The organism is Actimicrobium sp. GrIS 1.19, from assembly GCF_035984655.1.
GTDB lineage: Bacteria > Pseudomonadota > Gammaproteobacteria > Burkholderiales > Burkholderiaceae_D > Actimicrobium.
Genome location: NZ_JAXCHT010000003.1, coordinates 53,212 through 73,366 on the forward strand (window position 1 = coordinate 53,212; position 20,155 = coordinate 73,366).

Sequence of the window (20,155 nt, forward strand, 5' to 3'; positions counted from 1 at the left end):
TTATTTTCCCGCCAGAATGCTCATCACTGCCATACGTACCGCAATCCCGAAGGTCACCTGCGGCAAGATCACCGCCTGCGCGCCATCGGCCACGGCCGAATCAATTTCGACGCCCCGGTTCATCGGCCCCGGATGCATCACGATCGCATCCGGCTTGGCCAGCGCCAGGCGTTCCGGCGTCAGCCCGTAGCTCTTGAAAAACTCCTGTGCCGATGGCAGCAGCGCGCCGCTCATGCGCTCGTTCTGCAGCCGCAGCATGATGATGACATCGACGTCTTTCAGCCCCGCGTTGATGTCGGTAAAGACGCGCACCCCCATTTGCTCCAGCCCGGTCGGCAGCAGCGTGCGTGGCGCAATCGCGCGAATTTCCGGCACGCCCAGCGTCGTCAGCGCATGGATGTCGGAGCGCGCCACGCGGCTGTGCAGGATATCGCCGACGATCGCCACGGTCAGGTTGGTGAAATCCTTCTTGAAGTGACGAATCGTGTACATGTCGAGCAAGCCTTGCGTCGGATGCGCATGGCGGCCATCGCCGGCATTGACCACATGCACATGCGACTGACGGGTATCGACCAGATGTTTGGCAATCAGGTACGGCGCGCCGGACTGGGCGTGGCGCACGACGAACATGTCGGCATGCATCGCCGCCAGATTGTCGATCGTATCGAGCAGTGATTCGCCCTTGGTGGTGCTGGACGCCTGGATATTGAGATTGATGACATCGGCCGACAGCCGTTTCGAGGCGATCTCGAAGGTGGTGCGGGTGCGCGTCGAGTTTTCAAAGAACAGGTTGAAGACGCTCTTGCCGCGCATGAGCGGTACCTTCTTGACTTCGCGGTCGCTGATGCCGACAAACGATTGGGCGGTGTCGAGAATATGGTTGACGATGGCTTTCGGCAGCCCTTCGATGGTCAGCAGATGCTGCAGCTCGCCGTTCTTGTTGAGTTGGGGATTATGCATGGGTCACCGTGAAGGACAGTCGACCATCGGCGGCTTGCTCGAGGGTCAGCGAACGGGCCGGGTCCACGGCGATGGTTGCGGCGACAAAATCCGGCGCCACCGGCAACTCGCGACCGCCGCGATCGACCAGCGCAGCCAGCATGATGCGTGCCGGGCGGCCATAGTCGAACAATTCGTTGATCGCGGCCCGCGTGGTGCGGCCGGTGTAGAGCACATCGTCGACCAGCAGGATGGTCGCGCCTTCGACATCAAATGGCAGCCGGGTCGGCTTGACTTCGGCATGCAGGCCTTTTTCGGCGTAGTCATCGCGATAAAACGACACGTCGATGAAACCCAGCCGGTCTTCCAGTTGCATTGCCTTGGCAAGCCGTTCGGCCAGCCAGGCGCCGCCCGAGTAGATGCCGACCAGCGCCAGTTGCTCGGTGTGCCCGAGTGCGGTGGTGATATGTTGCGCGAGGTCGGCGTACAGCGCCTCGGCGTCGAGTTCAAGTATGGGCATCAAGGTCGCCATCAAGGTCAGTAAAGTCCAGATCGTCAAAGTATTGTTGCAAAATCAGTGCCGCGGCACGGTCGTCGATGCGTTCTCCGCGCTGCTGGCTTAGTACCGCCGAGCTGTAACGCTCGTCGACCAGCACGGTCGGCACGTCGTAGCGCCCCTGCAATTGATTGGCGAAACGCCGGCAGCGTACCGTCATCTCGTGTTCCGCACCATCGGGATGCAGCGGTATTCCAACCACGCAGCGCCCCGGCTGCCAGGCCGCAACCAGCGCGGCAATCGCGGCGAATTTGCCGTCGTTGGTCGGGGCGTCGATGATCGAGAGCGGCTGGGCCTGCCGGATCAGCGTATTGCCGACAGCCACGCCGATGCGCTTCAAACCGAAATCAAACGCCAGGATGGTTTCCAGTGCGGGCTCCGGAGTTGCTTGCCTCACCACTGCGGATCAGGCATGCCCGGCCTCGGCTGCCAGCATGTTCGGATCAATCCCGAGCAACCGGATCGCAGCACGAAAGCGTTGCTCGACAGGCAGATCGAAAATGATGGACGGATCGGCGTGCACCGTGAGCCAGCCATTGCGGATGATTTCGTCTTCCAGCTGGCCAGCGCTCCAGCCGGAACAGCCCAGCGTGACCAGCAAGTGCTGCGGTCCGGCGCCGGCGGCGACCGCTTCGAGCACGTCCTTGGAGGTGGTCAGGGCAATCTCGTCGGTCACTTTGAGCATCGACGAAAATCCGCCCATCGGCGAATGCAGCACGAAGCCGCGTTCGAGTTGCACCGGACCACCGAACATCACCGGATTGTCGGGCAGGGTCGGATGTTGCGGGTTGATTTCGAGCTTCAGATCAACACGCTCGAACAACACCTGCATCGTCATGTCGGTCGGTTTGTTGATGATCAGGCCCAGTGCACCGCGGGCGTTGTGCTCACACAGATAAATCACCGTGCCGCCGAACACCGGATCGGTCATCGATGGCATGGCGATCAAAAAATGATCGGCCAGATTGAGCCCGTCCGGCGCGTGTTCCGCGTCGGCATCGGCAAGCGCCGATGGATCCTGTTTCGGATCAATGCCGGCGACCGGCTTGGGTGTCTTGGTGTGCTTCGCCATGCCCACATTTTAGCAGCATTGCGCCGCTTCGCTGGCAGCAAATCCGCGCTGAAGCGGGATACGACGCGCACGCAACCAGAGTCAGAAAATGGTACCGTCCGGGTTGCTGCGGTGACCACGCCGTAACCGTACCTGCCAAACAATTCCTGGAACAGAATGACTTCTCCTGCTGCAACCTTTACCTTTGAACGCGCGCTGGTCTGGTTTCGGCGCGATTTGCGACTGTTCGACCATGCAGCATTGCACCACGCCTTGAAACAGAGCCGTGCAGTCTTTTGCGTGTTTGTGTTCGACAAGGAAATTCTCGACCGCCTGCCACGCCAGGATCGACGGGTGGAGTTTCTGCATGCGTGCCTGATGGAACTGCATGCCGAACTGCAAGCGCGCGGCGGCGCCCTGATCGTCCGCCATGCATCGGCAGCGGATGAAGTGCCGCGGCTGGCGCGTGAACTACAGGTCGATGCGGTCTTTATCAACCAGGATTACGAGCCGCAAGCCATTGCCCGCGACGCGGCCGTTGCGCACGCGCTGCGTGCGCATGACATCGACATGCAATGCTTCAAGGATCAGGTGATCTTCGAGAAAAATGAAGTCCTGTCGCTGGCCGGCAAGCCATTTTCAGTCTTTACGCCCTACAAGAATGCCTGGCTCAAGCAGCTGCAATTCGAAAGCTCCGATTTTTATCTGAAATCGTATGCCATCGAGCCTTATGCCGCACGACTTGCCTGCAGCGCCGCCGCGGCTGTCATGCCGACGCTTGACGAGCTCGGTTTTGAACCGTCCAACTTCGCCGAATTGAAGATCCCGACAGGCATGTCGGGCGGCCATGCGCTGGCGGAGAATTTCTTCGAACGCATCGACCGGTATCGCGACGCGCGCGATTTTCCGGCGGTCAAGGGTCCGTCGTATTTATCGGTGCATTTGCGCTTCGGCACGATTTCAGTGCGCTATCTGGCGCGTCGCGCCTGCGAAGCGGCACGCCTTGCGGCTGACGCGGCAGGCGCACAGACGTGGCTGGGCGAACTGATCTGGCGCGACTTTTATTTCATGATCCTGCACCACCATCCACATGTCGTCGCCGGTGCGTTCAAGCCTGACTACGATGCCATTGCCTGGGAGACCGGCGTCCGGGCCGACGCCGATTTCGCCGCATGGTGCGAGGGCCGGACCGGCTACCCGCTGGTCGATGCAGCGATGGCGCAACTCAATCGCAGCGGTTACATGCACAACCGGCTGCGTATGGTGACGGCCTGTTTTCTGATCAAGGATCTGGGGATCGACTGGCGCCGTGGCGAAGCCTACTTCGCCGAGAAACTGATCGACTTCGACCTCGCTGCCAACAACGGCGGCTGGCAGTGGGCCTCGTCATCGGGCTGCGATGCACAACCGTATTTCAGGATCTTCAACCCGATCACGCAATCCGAAAAATTTGATGAGCGCGGCCAGTTCATTCGGCGCTATCTGCCGCAGCTGGCGCGGCTTGGCGACAAGCAGATCCATGCGCCGTGGCTGCTGTCGCCGATGGAACTGGCGCATGCCGGCATCGTCCTGGGGCAGGACTATCCGGCACCGATCGTGCAGCACGATGTCGCGCGCAAACGCACGCTGCAGCGCTACGCGGTGGTCAAGAAGGTCGCCACGGACGCTGCTGCGTAAGCTATTTCTTGTAATAGCCGGCCGACACGATCACGTCGCCGGACTTTTCGAAATAGGCGGACTTGGCCTGGATCTCTTTCGAAATCGGATTGACCCATTTGTAGTCGACCCAGCCACTGCCGGCAGTGGCTGCCTTGTCGACGATTTCCTTCATGAAGTACTTGTCGTTGGCGTCCTTGAGTTCAAGGATGTCCTTTCCCACCAGTTTCGGATTGGCGCCATGCGCCAGCACGGTGGCCTTGAGCGTCCAGACGCTCAGGTATAAATCACGATCGACGAATTGACCCTTGGTGTTGAGTACTTCGGCGATGAGTTTTTCCTTGCCGTTGGTCTTCATGAAGGCGATGCCTTTCTTGACCAGTGCCGAGGCCTCCTCGGCGGTGCCTTGCTCGGCGGCGTGGGCGCCGGCCATGAACATGATTGGTGCGATCAGGGTCAGGAATAATTTTGAAGTGCTGCGCATGGACAGATCCTTTCGTTGAAAAGTTTGCGATGCGATCAGCGCGCCATGGCGCTGAGGGACGCGTGATCCATCGTCCACCGGATGTGGCCAGCAGTCAATTTCCACGCGCGCGTAACCGGCTTCGCAAGGGGAATTTACAACAGGGGATGGTCTTGGCTGAGGAGGGAGAACACCATGGTGACAACATCGTCACGGCACATGGGTAGCGCCGCGACGATGGTCCCACGTTGGTTGTCATTCGGCGGGGGTACTGGCTTTCAGAAAGCCCGCGATCGACTGCAGCAGGTGATGATCCTGATACGGCTTGCCGAGGTACTCGTTGACGCCAAGCTCGCGCGCATAATTGCGATGCTTTTCAGCCGTGCGTGAGGTGATCATGATGATCGGCACGTGGCGCGTGCGTTCGTCACCCCGCACGTTGCGCGTCAAGTCGAAGCCATCCATGCGTGGCATTTCGATATCGACCAGCATCACGTCCGGCGTGATCGCCTGCAGCTGTTCAAGCGCATCCACGCCGTCCTTGGCCAGCACCACCTGATAGCCCTCGCGCACCAGCAGGCGCTGCGTTACCCGGCGCACCGTCAACGAATCATCGACCACCATGATGATGCTCTGGGTGCGCAATCCCTGCACCGACTCGGTGTGCGGTGACTGTGGCGCGGCGTTGTCGAGTTCGGCAATGGCGCCAAGGCGCTCGGCGCCGTCTTCGCTGCGGCCAGGTGCACGTGCCAGCTCCAGAATGGCGCGCTGCGCCAGCGGCACCGGATTGAGAATCAGGACAATTTCACCCGAACCCAGCACGGTGGCGCCGGCAATGCCGATCATCCGGGCCAGCTGCGGCCCGATGTTCTTCACCACCACCTCGCGATTGCCCTGCACCTCGTCGACATGAATGGCGACGCGGTCATTGCCGCTCTTGAGAATGATCAGCGGCGAATACTGTTGTGCCAGCGGCGCGGTGTCACGATCACCCAGCAGCGCGGGGAGGTAGAACAGCGGCACCAGACTGCCCTGCCACTGCACACCGCCGTCGTTGTAAGCCGCCGTGAGCGGATTGGCCTTGAGCTGCTGCACCTGCTCCACCAGCACGGAAGGCACGGCATAGGTCTTGTCGCCGGTGCGCAGGATGACGACTTGCGTGACGGCCAGCGTCAACGGCAAATGAATCGTGAACTGGGCGCCCTTGCCCGTTTCCGACGTGATCGAAATCCGTCCGCCCAGCCCGGTCGCCTCGGAGCGCACCACGTCCATGCCAATCCCGCGGCCGGCCAGTTCGGTGACCTCCTGCGCGGTCGAGAAGCCGGCATTGAAAATCATGTCGGTCAATTCGGCATCGGTGATGTCGCTGTCGTGGGTCAGCAGCCCGGTCGATTCGGCCTTGCTGCGGATTCGGCTCAGGTCGATGCCGCTGCCGTCATCGGAGAACTGGATCACGACTTCATTACCATCCTGGCGGATCTCGACGCGCAGTTCACCGATCTCGCTCTTGCCAGCCGCGCGTCGCGCTTCGCGACTCTCGATGCCATGGACAATGGCATTGCGCAGCAGATGTTCGAACGGGCCGGCCATTTTCTCAAGCACGCCGCGATCGATTTCCACCGCACTGCCGCGAATATCCAGATTCACGCGCTTGTCGACTTCTTTGGACGCCTGCCGGGTGACCCGGTACAGGCGCTCGGAAATGCTGGCGAATTGCACCATGCGCACCCGCATCAGATCCTGTTGCAGATCGCGCGTCAGGCGTGCCTGGGTGGTCAGGTCAAGGGTGGCGCTGTCGACGGTGCGGGCCAGATTCTGCTGCACCGAGGCGACGTCGCTGACGCTCTCGGCCATCATCCGGGTAATTTCCTGCAGGCGTGTGAAGCGATCGAATTCGAGCGGATCGAATTCGCGGTCGGGCGAATGCGCCATGCGCGACGTGATTTGCGTTTCGGCCTGCATCTCGATCTCGCGCAACTGGTCGCGCAGACGTGAGACGTTATCGGTCAGCTCGCCCAGCGACTGGCGCAGGGTGCCGACTTCGGTTTCCAGTTTCGAGCGCGAAATCGATACTTCACCGGCCTGATTGACGAGGCGATCCAGAATGTCCGCACGCACCCGCACCAGCGGCACGACCGACACCGGCGCCACCGGGGCCCGGGTCTGGCTGCGCCGTTCCGGCACGTTGCCCGGCGGCTTGCCGCTATTGGCGCTGCGCTGTTCGACAAAGCCGCCCTGTGCCGGCTCGCCGGCTGCAACTGCGGCCATGGCGGCAGTCGGTGGATGTTGCAGCAGGTCGAACAGGTGTACGCCGCGATCATGCCGCATCATCAGTTCGTCGAGTTCGCTGGCCGACGGTGCGCCGGTGCGCATCATGTGCTCGATCCGGGTCTCGGTCTCGTGCATGTGCTGGCCCAGCGTCATCGCACCGGCCATGCGCGCGCTACCCTTGATGGTGTGCAGCAGACGCAGCAGTGCTTGCGGCGGTTGCTGGTTGTTCAGGTCCTGTTGCCAGGCGCGCAACGCGGTGCCCATCTGCGGCAGCATGTCGCGACCTTCTTCCAGAAAAATCGGCAGCAGGTCGGCATCCAGTTCATCCTTGATGATCAGGGCCGGATCGGCGCTTGCCTCGTTGGCGTTCGCAAAGACCGGCTCGGCGAAAGCCGCGCTCAATTCCAGCGGCGCGGCCGTCTCGTCAGGCAGAAATCCGCTGTCGGCATCGGCCTGCATCGGGGCGTCCATGTGCACGGCCACGAGCGGCAACGTGGTCGTTGCCAGCTGCGACGGCACAGCGGCGTCGACGTGCAACGAGCGCCGCTCAAGATCATGCAGCAGTGCCGTCAGGGTATTGACCTGGCCGGGCTCCGGCAGCGGCAGCTCGCCCAGCGCGAACTCCTGCAGCATCGACTTGAGCACCACCACGCAGTGTTCCAGCGTGTCGTAATCATCGATGATCAGCGCAACGGGGGTGCGGGCCAGCATCTGCAAGATGTTTTCCAGCGCATGGGCAACTTCCTGCAGGGACTTGAAGCCCACCGTGGCCGAGCTGCCTGCGAGCGAGTGCGACGCATGCACCGCCTGGATCGACACCGGACGCTCCGGCTCGTGACGCCATTCGGCAAAATCCTGGCCGAGGATGCGCACCAGCTCATCGGTTTCGGCCAGATAGATGTTGTGCAGCGGGACGCTGATTTCGAGGTCGCCAATCCGCTTGACGTTATCGTCCGGCTTGGTTTGCATGACGCTGGCGCGGCGGAAATCGATGACGTCGGCGCTGCTGACAGGCTCCACTGCTGCGGCCGCTTCAGCCGGTTCGGTTGCCATCCCGGCATCGGCAGGCAATGGGGCAGCGGCGCCGATCTCCTCGACGTCGGACAGGTCCGGCGCTTGGGGTTCAAGCGGCTCCTGGACAACGTCCGCAGGCGTCGCGACATCGGGCAATTCGGCGACCTGCTCGCTTGCCGGGATATCGGCAACCAGTTCTTCCACCGGTTCCGGCACGGTCGGCGGCTCCGGTTCAGCATCCATATCCAGCGGCAACGCCGGTTCGTCGGCCACGAGCAGTGCTTCCGGCGGCATGTCTGCGACGGCGTCGGTCACGGTCGCTGCAACCAGCTCCAGCGGCGCGGCTTCGACAACCTCGTCGCTCGCATCGTCGAGCGCGATCAGCGCAGGAAAACTGAACGGTTCGCCATTGCGAACCCGGTCTGCGGCCTCGACCAGGTCACCGGCCGTGTGGTTCGAGCGCCCGTCGCGCTGCAGGTCGGCGACCCATGACGACAAGACCTCGACCGCCTTGTCGAGCAAGGCATACAAATTGGCCGAACCGCCCTGGCCCTCGGACAGACGCAGGTTGAGCACCTGTTCGATGCCCCACGCAGCTTCGCCAAAGGCATTGAGTCCAACCATCCGGCCACTGCCCTTGAGCGTATGAAAGGCGCGGCGCAACGTCGTCAGGTGGTAGGTATTGTGCGGATCACTGCGCGACTCCGGCGTCGTCTGGCGCACGGTGGCGAGCACTTCCTCGGCCTCGGAAAGAAAAATCTCCAGCAATTCGGCGTCAACAGCTTCGTCAGTTTGCGGCGCCTCGATAGTGGCGGTCACCAGCTCAGCCGGCAGCGGCGCCGCGGCGGTCGCGGCAATCAGTTCACTGAAACGATCCGGCGCTTCACCCTGCGCCGACTCCGACAGCATGGCCATGGCCGATCTTGCCCGATCGCTGGCGTCGGTGTCGTCGACCAGGGTCGCGTCGCGCTGAACCTGTTGCAATGCGTCGCGCAATTTTTCCTGCAACTCGGGATTGTCAGGATGTTCAACCAAAGACATGGCCAGGCTGGCGGACTGCTGCTGGTGGTGCTGCAGTTCTTCTTCGACGGTGGTGAGTCCGTCCAGCTCGGGAATATCAAGCGATATATCAGCCAGCGTAGCAATCAGATTGGCCTGAGCGATGACATGATCAGGCGCCGACAACTCCGCCTTTTCGTGCGCTGGAACATCCTCAGGCGTCAGCTTTTTTTCGATCAGGTTGGCGCGGAAAACGCCTTCCTTGTCATCGAAGCTGAAGCGACCCTTGACGGCATCGGGGTGCAATTGCAGCGTCTCGATAAAGAAACTGAGGGCACCAATGTTTTGCGCGACGTCCTGGAAGCCATACACGTCCGGCTCGGCATCCGGCGCCGCGTCGATAAACGCCTGCACCGCAAGCTGGGTGTGTTGCACGGCCCGCATTGCATCATCCTGATCCAGCACCGCCAGGGCGCCACTGATCTGATGCAGGATTGGCGCGATGGCCGGCAGGCCGTCACGCTGGGTCGGATCGCGGAAGTATTCTTCGAGGCCCTTTTCGACCTGCCGCAAGCTGTTTTGCATTTCTGCGGCCAGCACCATCAGGGTCTGCCGTTGTTGTGCTTCGCGCGACATTTCGTCGAGCCATTCGCCCGGCTCAAGCGGCTCTTCGCCAGCCACGATCGACAACAGGCGGGCGGTGAGCGCATCGGCGCGCGCCGAAAACGTGTCGGCCAGGTGACTGATATTGTTCAGGGCATGTTCGACGAACAGCAAGCCGGTCGCCATCTCCAGACCGAGCTTGTCACCCGGTCGGGAATGCGCCGCATGGCGTGCGATGCCCTTGAGTTCGCGCAGCAGTTTCGACAGCGAAGCCGATCCGAGCGAGGCGCCGGCATCCATCAGGCGCTGCATTTCTGCTTCATACGCATCTGCCGCGCTGCCATCGCCGCCGACAATCCGGTTCCACAGGTTCTTTGATTGTGCCAGGCGTTCCCTGGCCTGCGCCAGCGCGGCCACATCGACCTGACCATAGCGTCGGCTGGCGTAATCCTGCGGCACCAGGCCGTCGAGCTGATAAGCGGCGCGAATCTGTTGTGCCAGCACCGATGGATCCTGGATGCGGGCGACGAAAAACAGCGCATCGCGCAGCAATCGCTCGGCGATGCTGGCGGAGCCTTCGCTCAGACGACGGATTTGCAGATTGGTACGGGCAAATAACTGTTTGACATAGAGCTCGGTGGGGATCTGCCCGAGTGCGACGCCTTCGGCGAAACCGTGCAACACCCACCAGAACGCACGCGATTGCGGGTTGGTCTGGGCCTGCTCGATCTCGGCAATGATGGCCAGCATGCCGGCAGCGCTCGATGGCGGCACCGGCGTATCGGATTTCTTCAGAAACGGCAGCAAGGCCATTTCAAAGCGCTTGCGCAAGCGCAAATAATTGACGGGTGCTGCGCCACCTTGAGCAACCGGTGCCGGCAGGTTCGGACGCACTGCCAGATTCGGAAAGAACAGGTCGGCCGGATGAATCCGCTCGGCGCCGCGCAGCTGCAGCAGCGCCTGATAATAAGGAAACAGACGGACCGGCTGGTGCGCGCCGCCGGTCAGCAATTCTTCCAGATATTCGATCAACGCCTGGTAGGCGCTTTCAATGGTTTCGGCAGCGGCGGTGGTCAGCTCGATCTGCCCGCTTTCCATCCGTTCCAGCAAATCCTCGGTGGTTTCGGTGAGGATGGAAACCCCATCGATGTCGACAATCTGCAGCGCGCCATGCGCTTGATGCAACCAGGCCTTGGCGTGACGCAGTGTAGTGGAGCGCGCATCGGCGTCCTCCAGGATGCCGTCAAACAGAGCTGCCTTGGAACGCTTGAGTGCTTCGCGAATTTCGCTCATCACCCACGACAACGAACCTGCATCGAAATTGTCCCGCACGCCTGGCGCAGAGACGGAAGTTGGGGTACTCATGACTACCTCGCGGGAATTCAGGAAACGACCCTCCGGAACACCGGCTGATCGTCGTGCATCGTTAAGTACCAGGACCAGTACCGCTCACGGCACCGGACGTTTGTCAGGCCGCGACGCGGAAACGTGATACCGAACTCTTCAGTTCTTCGGCAAGGCGCGACAATTCGCGAATCGACGAAGCCGTCTGCTGCGTACCTTCCTGCGTTTGTTCGGTGACGGTCAAAATATTCTGGATATTTTGCGCCACGCCGTTGGCAGACGTTGCCTGCTGTTCGGTTGCGGAAGAAATACCTTGAATCAGATCGGCCAACCGGTTCGAAACGCGCCGAATGTCCGACAGGGCGGCGCCGGCGGCATCCGACAGACGCGCCCCCTCGACCACACCCTGCGTCGATTTTTCCATGGCGGCGACCGCGTCGTGGGTATCGGTCTGAATGGTCCGCACCAACGCGCCAATCTGCTTGGTCGCCTCGCCTGACCGCTCGGCCAGACGCTGCACCTCTTCGGCAACCACCGAGAATCCGCGGCCTGCCTCACCGGCCGAAGCGGCCTGAATGGCGGCATTGAGCGCCAGCACGTTGGTCTGCTCGGTAATGTCGGAGATCAGCTCGGTGATTTCACCAATTTCCTGCGACGACTCACCCAGTCGCTTGATGCGCTTGGAGGTTTCCTGGATCTGCTCGCGAATTTCATGCATGCCCTTGATGGCATTTTCCACCGCCTTGGAACCTTCTTCCGCCGCACTCACCGACTGCCGTGCCACGTCGGCCGACTCGCTGGCGGACTTGGAGACATCGGTAATCTGCATGGCCATGTCGAGCACGGCCTGGCCGGTTTCCTGAATTTCGCGCGACTGCTTTTGCGATGCGACCAGCAACTCCGACGAGATGCCCTGCGCCTGATTCGATGCCGACGTCACCTGCTCGGCGGTGTTGGTAACGCGACCAACCAATCCGCGCAACTCTTCCACGGTGTAGTTCACCGAGTCGGCAATCGCGCCGGTGATGTCTTCGGACACCGTTGCCTGCACCGTCAAGTCACCATCCGCAACTTCCTGCAACTCATTCATCAGCCGCAAAATGGCGGCCTGATTCTGGTCGTTGGCGCTCTTGGCTTCTTCCTGCTGACGCTGCGCTTCAAAGCGTTGCAATTCAGCTTCCTGACGGCGTTCGTCCGATTCCTTGCGACGATTGCGGCTGTCCTGCAACAGCACCATGGCGATGCCGACGGCTGCCATCAGTGCCAGCAACGCTGCCAACAACATCGCGTAAAAGGTCCACGACAGCGAATCCTGCTCGGCGCGATAGGTTTTTTGCAACGCGGTCAGGCGCTCCTTGAGGTTTTCATTCTCGGTAAAAATCAACTGCTCGGACTGTTTTGCGGCGATGAAGTTTTGCAGGTTGCCGAGAATCGACGACACCGATGCCTGGTAGTCCTTGAACTGGGTTTGCAGCTCGGACAGCTTTTCGCGGCCGTCCTTGTCGGTGGTAGCGGCCAGGCGCAACACGTCGCTGCCGTTGAGGAATCCGTCGGTGATGTCGCGGAAGGTGTTGGTATCCTTGCCCAGCAAGAATGCCGTTTCCGGATTCACACCTTCGGCGGTCAGAAATTCGTTCGCGCTACGGCCCAGGCGCTGGGTCAGCATGACCAGCTGGCCAGCTGCGGAAATCTCGCGCGGGGTCGCGCCGCCTTGTGCCTTCAGGGTCGAAATCTGTTCGGTCAACTCCAGCAAGCCTGGCGACAGGACGTTGAGTTTCTGCAGCGTTGCGCCAAAACCGGCGAGCTCTTTTTTCAGCTTCAGAATCGTGCCGGCGGCCTTGTCGGAGCTCTCCCACACTTTCTGGGTGTCCTTCAGAATCGTGCCCATCTGCGCATCCGGGGTCTTGATGTCGCGGCCAAGATAGGTGCCGCCCTTGGACAGCACATTCAGGTCGCGATTGAGTTCGGTGCGCGAATCATCAAGCTGCTTGAACGCCTCCAGGTTGCCCTGGATCGCATTCGGCGCCGCTTTACCAATCCGCTGCGAGTGCATCAGTGCATCACCGGCGATCTGGGTCTGGGTCGCCGTCAGGATCGAATTGGCGGAGTTGATGTACACGAAGCTGGCGCCGGCCAGCAATGCGCCGCCCAACAGCAGCAGCAGAATCCGAACCTGTTCCTGCAACGGCAGTTTTCCGATCAGCGGCAGGCTGATGTCTCCGCTCTTGTCGAGCACGTCACCGATGAAGGTCGCGTTCTGATTGGATTCCCGGTACTCCATCGGCCGGGTCATCGGCGCCTCATCAGCGGCGACAGTCGCGGCTCCATCCAGAGCGCCCGCTGCCTCAAGGCTTGGTGCTTGCGATTCCTTGCGGCTCTTGGACGCGAACGGTAAGTTAAATGCCATTACTAAATCTCCTGGATGCTGTTGCGGTGCTGCCTGATGAGTGTGTCACGAACATCACGAACCAACTTGTAGAAACTGAACATCCTGAATGATGGCTGCCAGGTCCAGCGCACGCCACGGCCTGGCATCGCGATCAACGTAGCCATGCGCCGCCCAGGCTGGCAGCACACTGTCGGCCGGGTCTTCCTGCACGGTCATCTCGGCGACGTTGCGCAAGCCAAGCACCCGCGAGACCAGTAGCGCGCTGTTGAAAGCCAGCGACGGGCCAAAGGCGATGATGCGGCAATCCTTGTCAATGACGGTCGGCGGATGTCCCTGGAGCTGCGCGAGATCGACCACGCTGATCAGGTTGCCGCGCAGATTGGTCAGGCCGAGAAACCACGGGCGGGTCAATGGCACGGCGGTAATCGAACCCACGGAAACGATTTCACCGGCTTGCTGCAGGTCGAGCAGGCAGCGATCCGGTCCGATCATGACCCCGAGCTGGCTGGTTTTCGCCTGGGCGCCGGTACGCGCCGCCTCCATCCGCTCAACCAGCTGGACCTGGAACTCCCGCAGGCGCAACCGGCGCGCCCCGGCATCCGCCCGCTTGAGTGGCAGTTGCGCAGCAACATCATTGTGGGATTGGCTCATGCGCGAACGCTCAGCCCAGTGCGGCGATTTTTGCCAGCAATTCCTGGGGATCCACCGGCTTGACGATGTAATCACGCGCGCCTTGGCGCAATCCCCAGATGCGGTCAGTTTCCTGGCCCTTGCTGGTGCAGATGATGATCGGTACATCCTGGGTGTCGGGATCGCGCGAGATCGAACGGGTGACCTGGAAGCCATTCTGGCCGGGCATCACGATGTCCATCAGGATCAGTTGCGGCTTGTCGGCCTTGATTTTCAGCAGTGCTTCTTCGCCGTTTTCTGCGGTCGAAACTGAAAATCCGTTCTTGATCAATATGTCGGTCAGAAAATAGCGCTCGGTAGGAGAGTCATCGACAATCAGAATCTTTTGGATAGCCATGTGTAACCTTACGAAAATACTATTTGGGTTGCGATGACGCGGTATATTCGCGCACGGTTTTCAGCAGGCTGTCTTTGGTAAAAGGTTTTGTCAGGTACGCGTCGGAGCCAACGATCGCGCCACGCGCCCGATCAAACAGGCCGTCTTTGGATGACAGCATAATGACTGGCGTCGCGTGGAACTTGACGCTCTTCTTGATCAGCGCGCAGGTTTGGTATCCGTCCAGCCGAGGCATCAAAATGTCGCAAAAAATCAACGCTGGCTTGAAGTCGTTCATCTTCGCCAGGGCGTCGAAGCCGTCTTCTGCCAGCACGACCTGATAGCCCGCCTGTCCCAGAAAAATCTCCGCGGACCGCCTGATGGTGCTGCTGTCGTCGATCACCATAATCTTCAGGCTGACGTTGTCTGGCGATTCCGCGGGTGTTGTCATGGCGCTATCTCAATGAGGTTGACACAATATACGGCCCAACCCTATGTAAAAGCAAGATGCTTATAAACAACATTTAACAGAATCTAGTGGGGTCCGTGCAGACTGCCCGTTGACTTTGCCACCGCCACTGCGACGGCGGACAATGCCATCATCAAATGACAACCATTTCAAAGTCTTCCTTGCGCGCACCGCATTCTGGACAGGTCCAGTTCATCGGCACATCCGCCCAGCGCGTGCCAGGTGCAATATCTTCTTCCGGCAGGCCCGCCTGCTCGTCGTATACCCAGCCGCAGATCAGACACATCCACGTCTGAAATTCCTCCTGGGGTACGGCGTTCGATGTTCCGTTCGGGTTGACGTTTTGACTCACAGTTAGCTGCCCTTCAATCAAGTAAAATGCGAAGTCCCACATCATAATCCACCCGACGTGCAAAACCAAACTCCTCCCCTCATTCTGACTTTCGGCGCGGCCGATCCCATCGGCGCAATCGGCATTCAGGCTGATCTGGCCACCTTCGCTGCGATGGGCTGCCACGGACTGTCGGTCGTCACCGGCCTGGTCATCGGCGACACGACGCACATCGAGGACATCGAAATCACCGAGGCCGATACCGTCGCCGACCAGGCCCGGGTGGTTCTTGAAGACATGGCCGTCGCCGCCTTCAAGGTCGGCGCCGTCGGCAGCGTCGAGAACGTCTCGGTCATCGCCGAAATCGTCTCGGATTACCCGGACATCGTGCTGGTGCTTGATCCGTTCGTGAGCGCGATCCCGGACGATGTCCAGGAGATCGATGACTTGCTCATGGCGATGCGCGAACTGCTGATCCCGCAGAGCACGCTGATGGTGCTGTCGACCGTCGAGCTGGCGCGCCTGGCCGAGACATGGCGCGAGCCCAGCGCCGACGACACCCTCGATGTCGACGCGATGCGGGTCATTGAGCTGGGCTGCGAATTCCTGCTGGTCACCGGCACGCCGTGCGAGATGCATGAAATCTCCAACACGCTGTATAGCGACGCCGGTGTGGTGCGGCAGGACAAATGGCCGCGTTTGCCCGGCACATTCACCGGCGCCGGCTCGACCCTGTCGGCGGCGATTGCGGCGCTGATGGCCAATGGCCTCGAAGCGCCCGAAGCGGTCTTCGAAGCACAGGAATTCACCAATGCCGCACTCAACGGCGCGCAGCGCCTCGGCATGGGCAAGCTGGTGCCGGACCGCTATTTCTGGGCCCGTGAGCCCGGCCTGCAGCACTGATCCTCACTCCTCTTTTTGATTGGCAACATGACATCTCATAACGACACCCTGTTTGCCCGCGCCCAACTGACCACCCCCGGCGGCGTCAATTCGCCGGTGCGCGCCTTTCGCTCCGTGGGCGGCACGCCGCGCTTCATCAAGCGCGCCAACGGACCCTACTTCTGGGACGCGGATGACAAGCGCTATATCGATTACATCGGCTCATGGGGCCCGGCCATCGTCGGCCACGCGCACCCTGCCGTGGTCGAGGCGGTCCAGCAGGCCGCCGCCAACGGCCTGAGTTTCGGCGCGCCGACCGAGGGCGAAATCCTGATGGCCGAGGAAATCTGCCGTCTGGTGCCATCGATCGAACAGGTACGACTGGTCTCCAGCGGCACCGAAGCGACCATGAGCGCGCTGCGCCTGGCGCGTGGCGCGACCGGTCGCGACAAGATCATCAAGTTCGAAGGTTGCTATCACGGCCATGCCGACTCGCTGCTGGTCAAGGCCGGCAGCGGCCTGCTGACGTTTGGCAACCCGACATCGGCAGGCGTGCCGCAGGACTTCGTCAAGCACACGCTGGTACTGGATTACAACAACCCGCAGCAACTTGAAGACGCGTTTCGCGACATGGGCAGCGAAATCGCCTGCGTGATCGTCGAGCCGGTCGCCGGCAACATGAATCTGGTCAAGGCCACCCCGGAATTTCTGAGCACCATGCGCCGGCTGTGCACCGCCCATGGCGCGATTCTGATTTTTGATGAAGTCATGTCCGGATTCCGGGTCGCCCTCGGCGGCGCGCAGTCCATCTACGACATCCGGCCCGACCTGACCGCGCTGGGCAAGGTCATTGGCGGCGGCCTGCCGGTGGCGGCATTCGGCGGACGCGCGGACCTGATGCAGCAGATGTCGCCGGTCGGTGCGGTGTATCAGGCCGGCACGCTGTCGGGCAACCCGGTGGCAGTGGCGGCCGGCATGGCCACGCTCAAGCTGATCCAGGAGCCGGGTTTCTACACGCAATTGTCGGCCCAGACCCTGCGCCTGGCAGAAGGATTGACCAAGGCTGCCGAAGCCCACGGCATCGTCTTTTGCGCCGATGCCATTGGCGGCATGTTCGGGCTGTATTTTTCGGCGCGGGCGCCGGGCAACTTTGCCGAAATGATGGCCGGTGACAGAACCCGCTTCAATACCTTCTTCCATGCGATGCTGGATCACGGCGTGTATTTTGCGCCAGCTGCTTTCGAAGCCGGGTTTGTCTCGGCGCAGCATGATGACGCGGTGATCGATGCGACCATCGCGGCAGCGCGTCAGGTGTTCGAGGACATGCAGTTGAGTTAATGCGCCAGCGCGCCGGTGGCCTTGTCGATGGCACGGTCGGTGGCGCTCGGCACCGGCTTGTCGACCGGTTCGACTGAGACCGGCGCTTTCGGCGCTTCGACACCCTGGGTGGCCGGCAGCGCGACGTCCTGCGTGCTGCGGTTGTCAGCACGGCAATCGGTATTCGAATACACGGTGCGACCGGCGATGGTGCATTTGCGGATGGCCGCCGGCGGACCTTGCAGGATCGCATGCGGAACGCTGAATGCCGCCGGCACATGCCCGGCCAGCAGGGTCCAGCTTTCGGCCAGCAGATTGCGCTGATAACGCATCGCAAAAATGGCCGCCATCGCGCCATACGCCAGCAACGCCATGAGCAACGCGCAGCCGAGCAGGCTCAATCCCGCCTGGTGACGTCGCCGAATCATGGTAGCTCGGCCGAACCCATGCGCCGCAAAATCAGGCCGGTGCGGGCGCGCAGGTAGGTCGACCCGCGATTGAGATCGTAGAAGCGCGGACGCGGCAGCATCACCGCCAAGCGTGCCGCCTGGCTGGCGCCGAGACCGGCCGCCGGGACGCCGTAATAATGCTGCGCCGCGGCCTCGGCGCCGAAGACACCGACACCCCACTCGACCACGTTCAGATAGATTTCGAAAATGCGCTCCTTGTCCATAAGGAACTCAAGCATGTAGGTAATGATGAACTCCTGTCCCTTGCGAAAATAGCTGCGGTCGCCCGACAGGAACAGATTCTTCGCCAGCTGCTGCGTGATGGTGGAACCGCCGCTGACGACCTTGCCTTTGCGGGTATTTTTTTCATACGCCTTTTGCAAGGCCTCCCAATCGACGCCTTCATGCTCGGAGAAGTGCGAATCCTCCGATGCAATGATGGCGCGCTTCAGATTGCCGGAGATGCGTTCATACGGCACCCACTTGAACTGGATTTTCGCGGCCGGATTTTTTTCCTGCAGCGCGCTCTGCTGCTGGCGCATGAAGCTGGTTGAGCCGGGGTTGTGATCGACCCACCACCAGATCTGGACGAAGAAATACAACTGGATGATGAGCACGATGGCTACTGCCGCCACGATCAGCAGGACGATCAATTTTCGCAGGGATTTCATCGGGGTCTCAGAGGGTTGCAGCGGGGGTTTGCAGCATGCGCCGCAGGTCGTCCAGCACTGGCGCAGTCAGCGGTCGCACGCCACGCCAGAGATGAAATGCTTCGGCGGCCTGCTCGACCAGCATGCCGAGGCCGTCGCGGGTCGCGGCGCCGAGTTGCGCGGCGAAGCGCAAGAATACCGTCGGTTGTGCTGCGTACATCATGTCGTATGCCAGCGTTCCGGAGCGGAATGCCTGCGCCGGAACCGGCGGCAAGACATCGGTCAGGCTGGCCGCAGTGGCGTTGATGATGACGTCAAACGGTCCTTTGAGTGCGGCATATTCCGCCGCCTCCAGCGCATCAAAGCGGGCAAATTGCGCAGCCAGCGCAAACGCCCGGTCGGCGCTGCGATTGGCAATGATCAGTTGCGCCGGCCGCTGTTCGAGCAGTGGCAACAAGGCCCCGCGCGCGGCGCCGCCGGCGCCCAGCAACAGAATCCGCTTGTCGCGCAAGGCAACCCCGGCATTGGCCATGATGTCGGTGACCAGGCCGACGCCATCGGTGTTGTCACCGTAGATACGCGCGCCATCGAATTGCAGCGTATTGACCGCTCCGGCAGCACCGGCGCGTTCGCTCAGCGTGGTCGCCATGGCGTGCGCATCCAGCTTGAATGGCAGGGTGACGTTGGCGCCGCGTGCGCCACTGGCAATGAGTGCGTGCACACCGGCGGCAAAGCCGTCGAGCGGCAACAGCAGGCGCTCGTAGGTCATCGCCTGGCCGGTCTGCGCGGCAAACGCCGCGTGAATCTGCGGCGAGCGGCTGTGCGCCACGGGATTGCCGATGACCACGTAGCGATCCGGCGCGCCCATCAGTTGGCACTGCCGCGCAACTCGGCCTCCAGCGATTCTTCGCGCGTAAACTTGAAGCGGGTAATGATCTCCCAGACATCGTCCTTGTCGCCGGAACGCATGTTCGGCGGGAACCGGCCGAAGGGCGCCGAGCGCCGCACGATGCGCAGTGCCGCGCTGTCGAGGGCGGCAATGCCGGAACTGCGTTCGATGCGCGGACCGCCATCGCGCTCATAGATGCTGCCGTCCTGATACACCGGAATGTAAAGCACCAGCTCGCCATACAGTTTCTTGCCATCCTGCTGCGGGAAGTTGAGCGTGCCGCGCTTTTCGATGCGGTCCTGCAGCGCCTTGTAATACATGGCGTAGCCGACTTCGCGGGTGCTCGGCGTGATCTGGGTCTTCTTGGGACGTTTGTTGTAATCCTCGATGTTGCGCGAGATTTCGGCCTCGCGGCGGGCAATCGCCTTGCTGCTGTCCTGCAGGTCATTGGCGTCCGGCTGCGGCGCATCCTTCAGTTTGTCGAGATCGGTCAGCAACGGGACCGAGACCGGCGACGGCCGGCTCAACTGCGCCATCAGCTTTTGCTGTGCCGCCTCCAGATCCACCACGCGCCGCCGCGTCGCCTTGACGCTGTCGCCGTCCTCGGTGCGGCGCAGATCCGGCAGCGGCGACTTGGCCCGCCCGGTGGTCGCATTGCCACCGCCATCCAGGTTGGCTTGCGCCAGCACTTCAGCCTTGAGTGGCGGCGATTTGTGCTTGGCGTTGACGAGAATGACCTCGAGCCCCGGATCATCCGGCTTCTGACGCAGGGACTCAGGTGACGTGAAGTGCACGACCAGCAGGGCGCCATGCACCAGCAGGGAGACTACGAAGGCGATGGTCAGGGTCGGATTACGCAAGGTGGACTTTGGACGCG

General features: G+C 61.5%; 18 protein-coding genes. 3 read left to right on the top strand and 15 right to left on the bottom strand.

Annotated features, from left to right (window positions below; translation table 11 throughout):
• From RCH09_RS03485 to RCH09_RS03500, 4 genes are read right to left on the bottom strand one after another with little or no spacing between them, the layout of a single operon-like run.
• Complete coding sequence (locus RCH09_RS03485) at positions 1 to 960, bottom strand: aspartate carbamoyltransferase catalytic subunit (protein ID WP_326939656.1); 960 nt, start codon at positions 958 to 960, stop codon at positions 1 to 3.
• The gene (gene pyrR, locus RCH09_RS03490) at positions 953 to 1,459 is read right to left on the bottom strand and encodes a bifunctional pyr operon transcriptional regulator/uracil phosphoribosyltransferase PyrR (protein WP_442784998.1); all 507 of its coding nucleotides are present in this window, start codon (positions 1,457 to 1,459) and stop codon (positions 953 to 955) included. Before pyrR ends, RCH09_RS03485 begins: the two co-directional genes overlap by 8 nt.
• Positions 1,446 to 1,865, bottom strand: a complete 420-nt coding sequence (ruvX, locus tag RCH09_RS03495; protein WP_326939841.1) for a Holliday junction resolvase RuvX — start codon at positions 1,863 to 1,865, stop codon at positions 1,446 to 1,448. The genes pyrR and ruvX overlap by 14 nt, the downstream gene beginning before the upstream one ends.
• A gap of 36 nt (positions 1,866 to 1,901) precedes the next feature.
• A complete protein-coding gene (locus RCH09_RS03500; protein WP_326939657.1) occupies positions 1,902 to 2,567 on the bottom strand; it encodes a YqgE/AlgH family protein in 666 nt (221 codons plus the stop codon).
• 156 nt (positions 2,568 to 2,723) lie between these two features.
• On the opposite strand from RCH09_RS03500, the gene RCH09_RS03505 reads away from it, so the two are divergent.
• On the top strand, positions 2,724 to 4,223 hold the full coding sequence (locus tag RCH09_RS03505) for a cryptochrome/photolyase family protein (protein WP_326939658.1): 1,500 nt from the start codon (positions 2,724 to 2,726) through the stop codon (positions 4,221 to 4,223).
• Between the two features lies 1 nt (position 4,224).
• Here RCH09_RS03505 and RCH09_RS03510 read toward each other — a convergent pair whose 3' ends face one another.
• The 7 genes from RCH09_RS03510 to RCH09_RS03540 form a co-directional block, all read right to left on the bottom strand.
• The gene (locus RCH09_RS03510; protein ID WP_326939659.1) at positions 4,225 to 4,686 is read right to left on the bottom strand and encodes a cache domain-containing protein; all 462 of its coding nucleotides are present in this window, start codon (positions 4,684 to 4,686) and stop codon (positions 4,225 to 4,227) included.
• Between the two features lie 234 nt (positions 4,687 to 4,920).
• Positions 4,921 to 10,917: an Hpt domain-containing protein gene (locus RCH09_RS03515; RefSeq protein ID WP_326939660.1), complete on the bottom strand. Its 5,997-nt coding sequence runs from the start codon at positions 10,915 to 10,917 to the stop codon at positions 4,921 to 4,923.
• 103 nt (positions 10,918 to 11,020) lie between these two features.
• Entirely contained in the window at positions 11,021 to 13,303 is a 2,283-nt protein-coding gene (locus RCH09_RS03520; RefSeq protein WP_326939661.1) for a methyl-accepting chemotaxis protein, read from the bottom strand.
• Between the two features lie 54 nt (positions 13,304 to 13,357).
• Positions 13,358 to 13,936: a chemotaxis protein CheW gene (locus RCH09_RS03525; RefSeq protein ID WP_326939662.1), complete on the bottom strand. Its 579-nt coding sequence runs from the start codon at positions 13,934 to 13,936 to the stop codon at positions 13,358 to 13,360.
• A gap of 10 nt (positions 13,937 to 13,946) precedes the next feature.
• The gene (locus RCH09_RS03530) at positions 13,947 to 14,312 is read right to left on the bottom strand and encodes a response regulator transcription factor (RefSeq protein WP_326939663.1); all 366 of its coding nucleotides are present in this window, start codon (positions 14,310 to 14,312) and stop codon (positions 13,947 to 13,949) included.
• Positions 14,313 to 14,331: 19 nt separating this feature from the next.
• Positions 14,332 to 14,742: a response regulator gene (locus RCH09_RS03535; protein WP_326939664.1), complete on the bottom strand. Its 411-nt coding sequence runs from the start codon at positions 14,740 to 14,742 to the stop codon at positions 14,332 to 14,334.
• Between the two features lie 151 nt (positions 14,743 to 14,893).
• Positions 14,894 to 15,046 carry a rubredoxin gene (locus tag RCH09_RS03540; protein WP_326939842.1) on the bottom strand — a complete coding sequence of 51 codons (153 nt, stop codon included), beginning with the start codon at positions 15,044 to 15,046 and terminating at the stop codon, positions 14,894 to 14,896.
• 123 nt (positions 15,047 to 15,169) lie between these two features.
• Between RCH09_RS03540 and thiD the strand changes: the two genes are divergently transcribed.
• Both thiD and hemL read left to right on the top strand, forming a co-directional pair.
• Positions 15,170 to 15,994 (top strand): bifunctional hydroxymethylpyrimidine kinase/phosphomethylpyrimidine kinase, encoded by an 825-nt coding sequence (thiD, locus tag RCH09_RS03545; RefSeq protein WP_326939665.1) that lies wholly within the window; start codon positions 15,170 to 15,172, stop codon positions 15,992 to 15,994.
• Between the two features lie 27 nt (positions 15,995 to 16,021).
• On the top strand, positions 16,022 to 17,311 hold the full coding sequence (gene hemL, locus RCH09_RS03550; RefSeq protein WP_326939666.1) for a glutamate-1-semialdehyde 2,1-aminomutase: 1,290 nt from the start codon (positions 16,022 to 16,024) through the stop codon (positions 17,309 to 17,311).
• Here the strand turns inward: hemL and RCH09_RS03555 are convergent.
• Genes RCH09_RS03555 through RCH09_RS03570 form a run of 4 tightly spaced genes read right to left on the bottom strand, consistent with a single transcriptional unit; the run spans position 17,308 to position 20,138 of the window.
• Positions 17,308 to 17,718 carry a hypothetical protein gene (locus tag RCH09_RS03555; protein ID WP_326939667.1) on the bottom strand — a complete coding sequence of 137 codons (411 nt, stop codon included), beginning with the start codon at positions 17,716 to 17,718 and terminating at the stop codon, positions 17,308 to 17,310. The genes hemL and RCH09_RS03555 overlap by 4 nt on opposite strands.
• Positions 17,715 to 18,410: a monofunctional biosynthetic peptidoglycan transglycosylase gene (gene mtgA, locus RCH09_RS03560; protein ID WP_326939668.1), complete on the bottom strand. Its 696-nt coding sequence runs from the start codon at positions 18,408 to 18,410 to the stop codon at positions 17,715 to 17,717. The genes RCH09_RS03555 and mtgA overlap by 4 nt, the downstream gene beginning before the upstream one ends.
• Positions 18,411 to 18,417: 7 nt before the next feature.
• Complete coding sequence (gene aroE, locus RCH09_RS03565) at positions 18,418 to 19,257, bottom strand: shikimate dehydrogenase (protein WP_326939669.1); 840 nt, start codon at positions 19,255 to 19,257, stop codon at positions 18,418 to 18,420.
• Positions 19,257 to 20,138, bottom strand: a complete 882-nt coding sequence (locus tag RCH09_RS03570; protein WP_326939670.1) for a TonB C-terminal domain-containing protein — start codon at positions 20,136 to 20,138, stop codon at positions 19,257 to 19,259. Before RCH09_RS03570 ends, aroE begins: the two co-directional genes overlap by 1 nt.
• Positions 20,139 to 20,155: the final 17 nt, after the last annotated feature.

Coding starts and splice junctions, on each gene's coding strand:
- RCH09_RS03515 (WP_326939660.1), bottom strand. CDS start 10,917: ATGAGTACCCCAACTTCCGTCTCTGCGCCAGGCGTGCGGGACAATTTC.
- aroE (WP_326939669.1), bottom strand. CDS start 19,257: ATGGGCGCGCCGGATCGCTACGTGGTCATCGGCAATCCCGTGGCGCAC.
- mtgA (WP_326939668.1), bottom strand. CDS start 18,410: ATGAAATCCCTGCGAAAATTGATCGTCCTGCTGATCGTGGCGGCAGTA.
- RCH09_RS03535 (WP_326939664.1), bottom strand. CDS start 14,742: ATGACAACACCCGCGGAATCGCCAGACAACGTCAGCCTGAAGATTATG.
- RCH09_RS03485 (WP_326939656.1), bottom strand. CDS start 960: ATGCATAATCCCCAACTCAACAAGAACGGCGAGCTGCAGCATCTGCTG.
- RCH09_RS03540 (WP_326939842.1), bottom strand. CDS start 15,046: ATGTGTCTGATCTGCGGCTGGGTATACGACGAGCAGGCGGGCCTGCCG.
- RCH09_RS03510 (WP_326939659.1), bottom strand. CDS start 4,686: ATGCGCAGCACTTCAAAATTATTCCTGACCCTGATCGCACCAATCATG.
- hemL (WP_326939666.1), top strand. CDS start 16,022: ATGACATCTCATAACGACACCCTGTTTGCCCGCGCCCAACTGACCACC.
- RCH09_RS03500 (WP_326939657.1), bottom strand. CDS start 2,567: ATGGCGAAGCACACCAAGACACCCAAGCCGGTCGCCGGCATTGATCCG.
- RCH09_RS03530 (WP_326939663.1), bottom strand. CDS start 14,312: ATGGCTATCCAAAAGATTCTGATTGTCGATGACTCTCCTACCGAGCGC.
- RCH09_RS03525 (WP_326939662.1), bottom strand. CDS start 13,936: ATGAGCCAATCCCACAATGATGTTGCTGCGCAACTGCCACTCAAGCGG.
- pyrR (WP_442784998.1), bottom strand. CDS start 1,459: ATGCCCATACTTGAACTCGACGCCGAGGCGCTGTACGCCGACCTCGCG.
- RCH09_RS03520 (WP_326939661.1), bottom strand. CDS start 13,303: ATGGCATTTAACTTACCGTTCGCGTCCAAGAGCCGCAAGGAATCGCAA.
- RCH09_RS03505 (WP_326939658.1), top strand. CDS start 2,724: ATGACTTCTCCTGCTGCAACCTTTACCTTTGAACGCGCGCTGGTCTGG.
- RCH09_RS03555 (WP_326939667.1), bottom strand. CDS start 17,718: ATGATTCGGCGACGTCACCAGGCGGGATTGAGCCTGCTCGGCTGCGCG.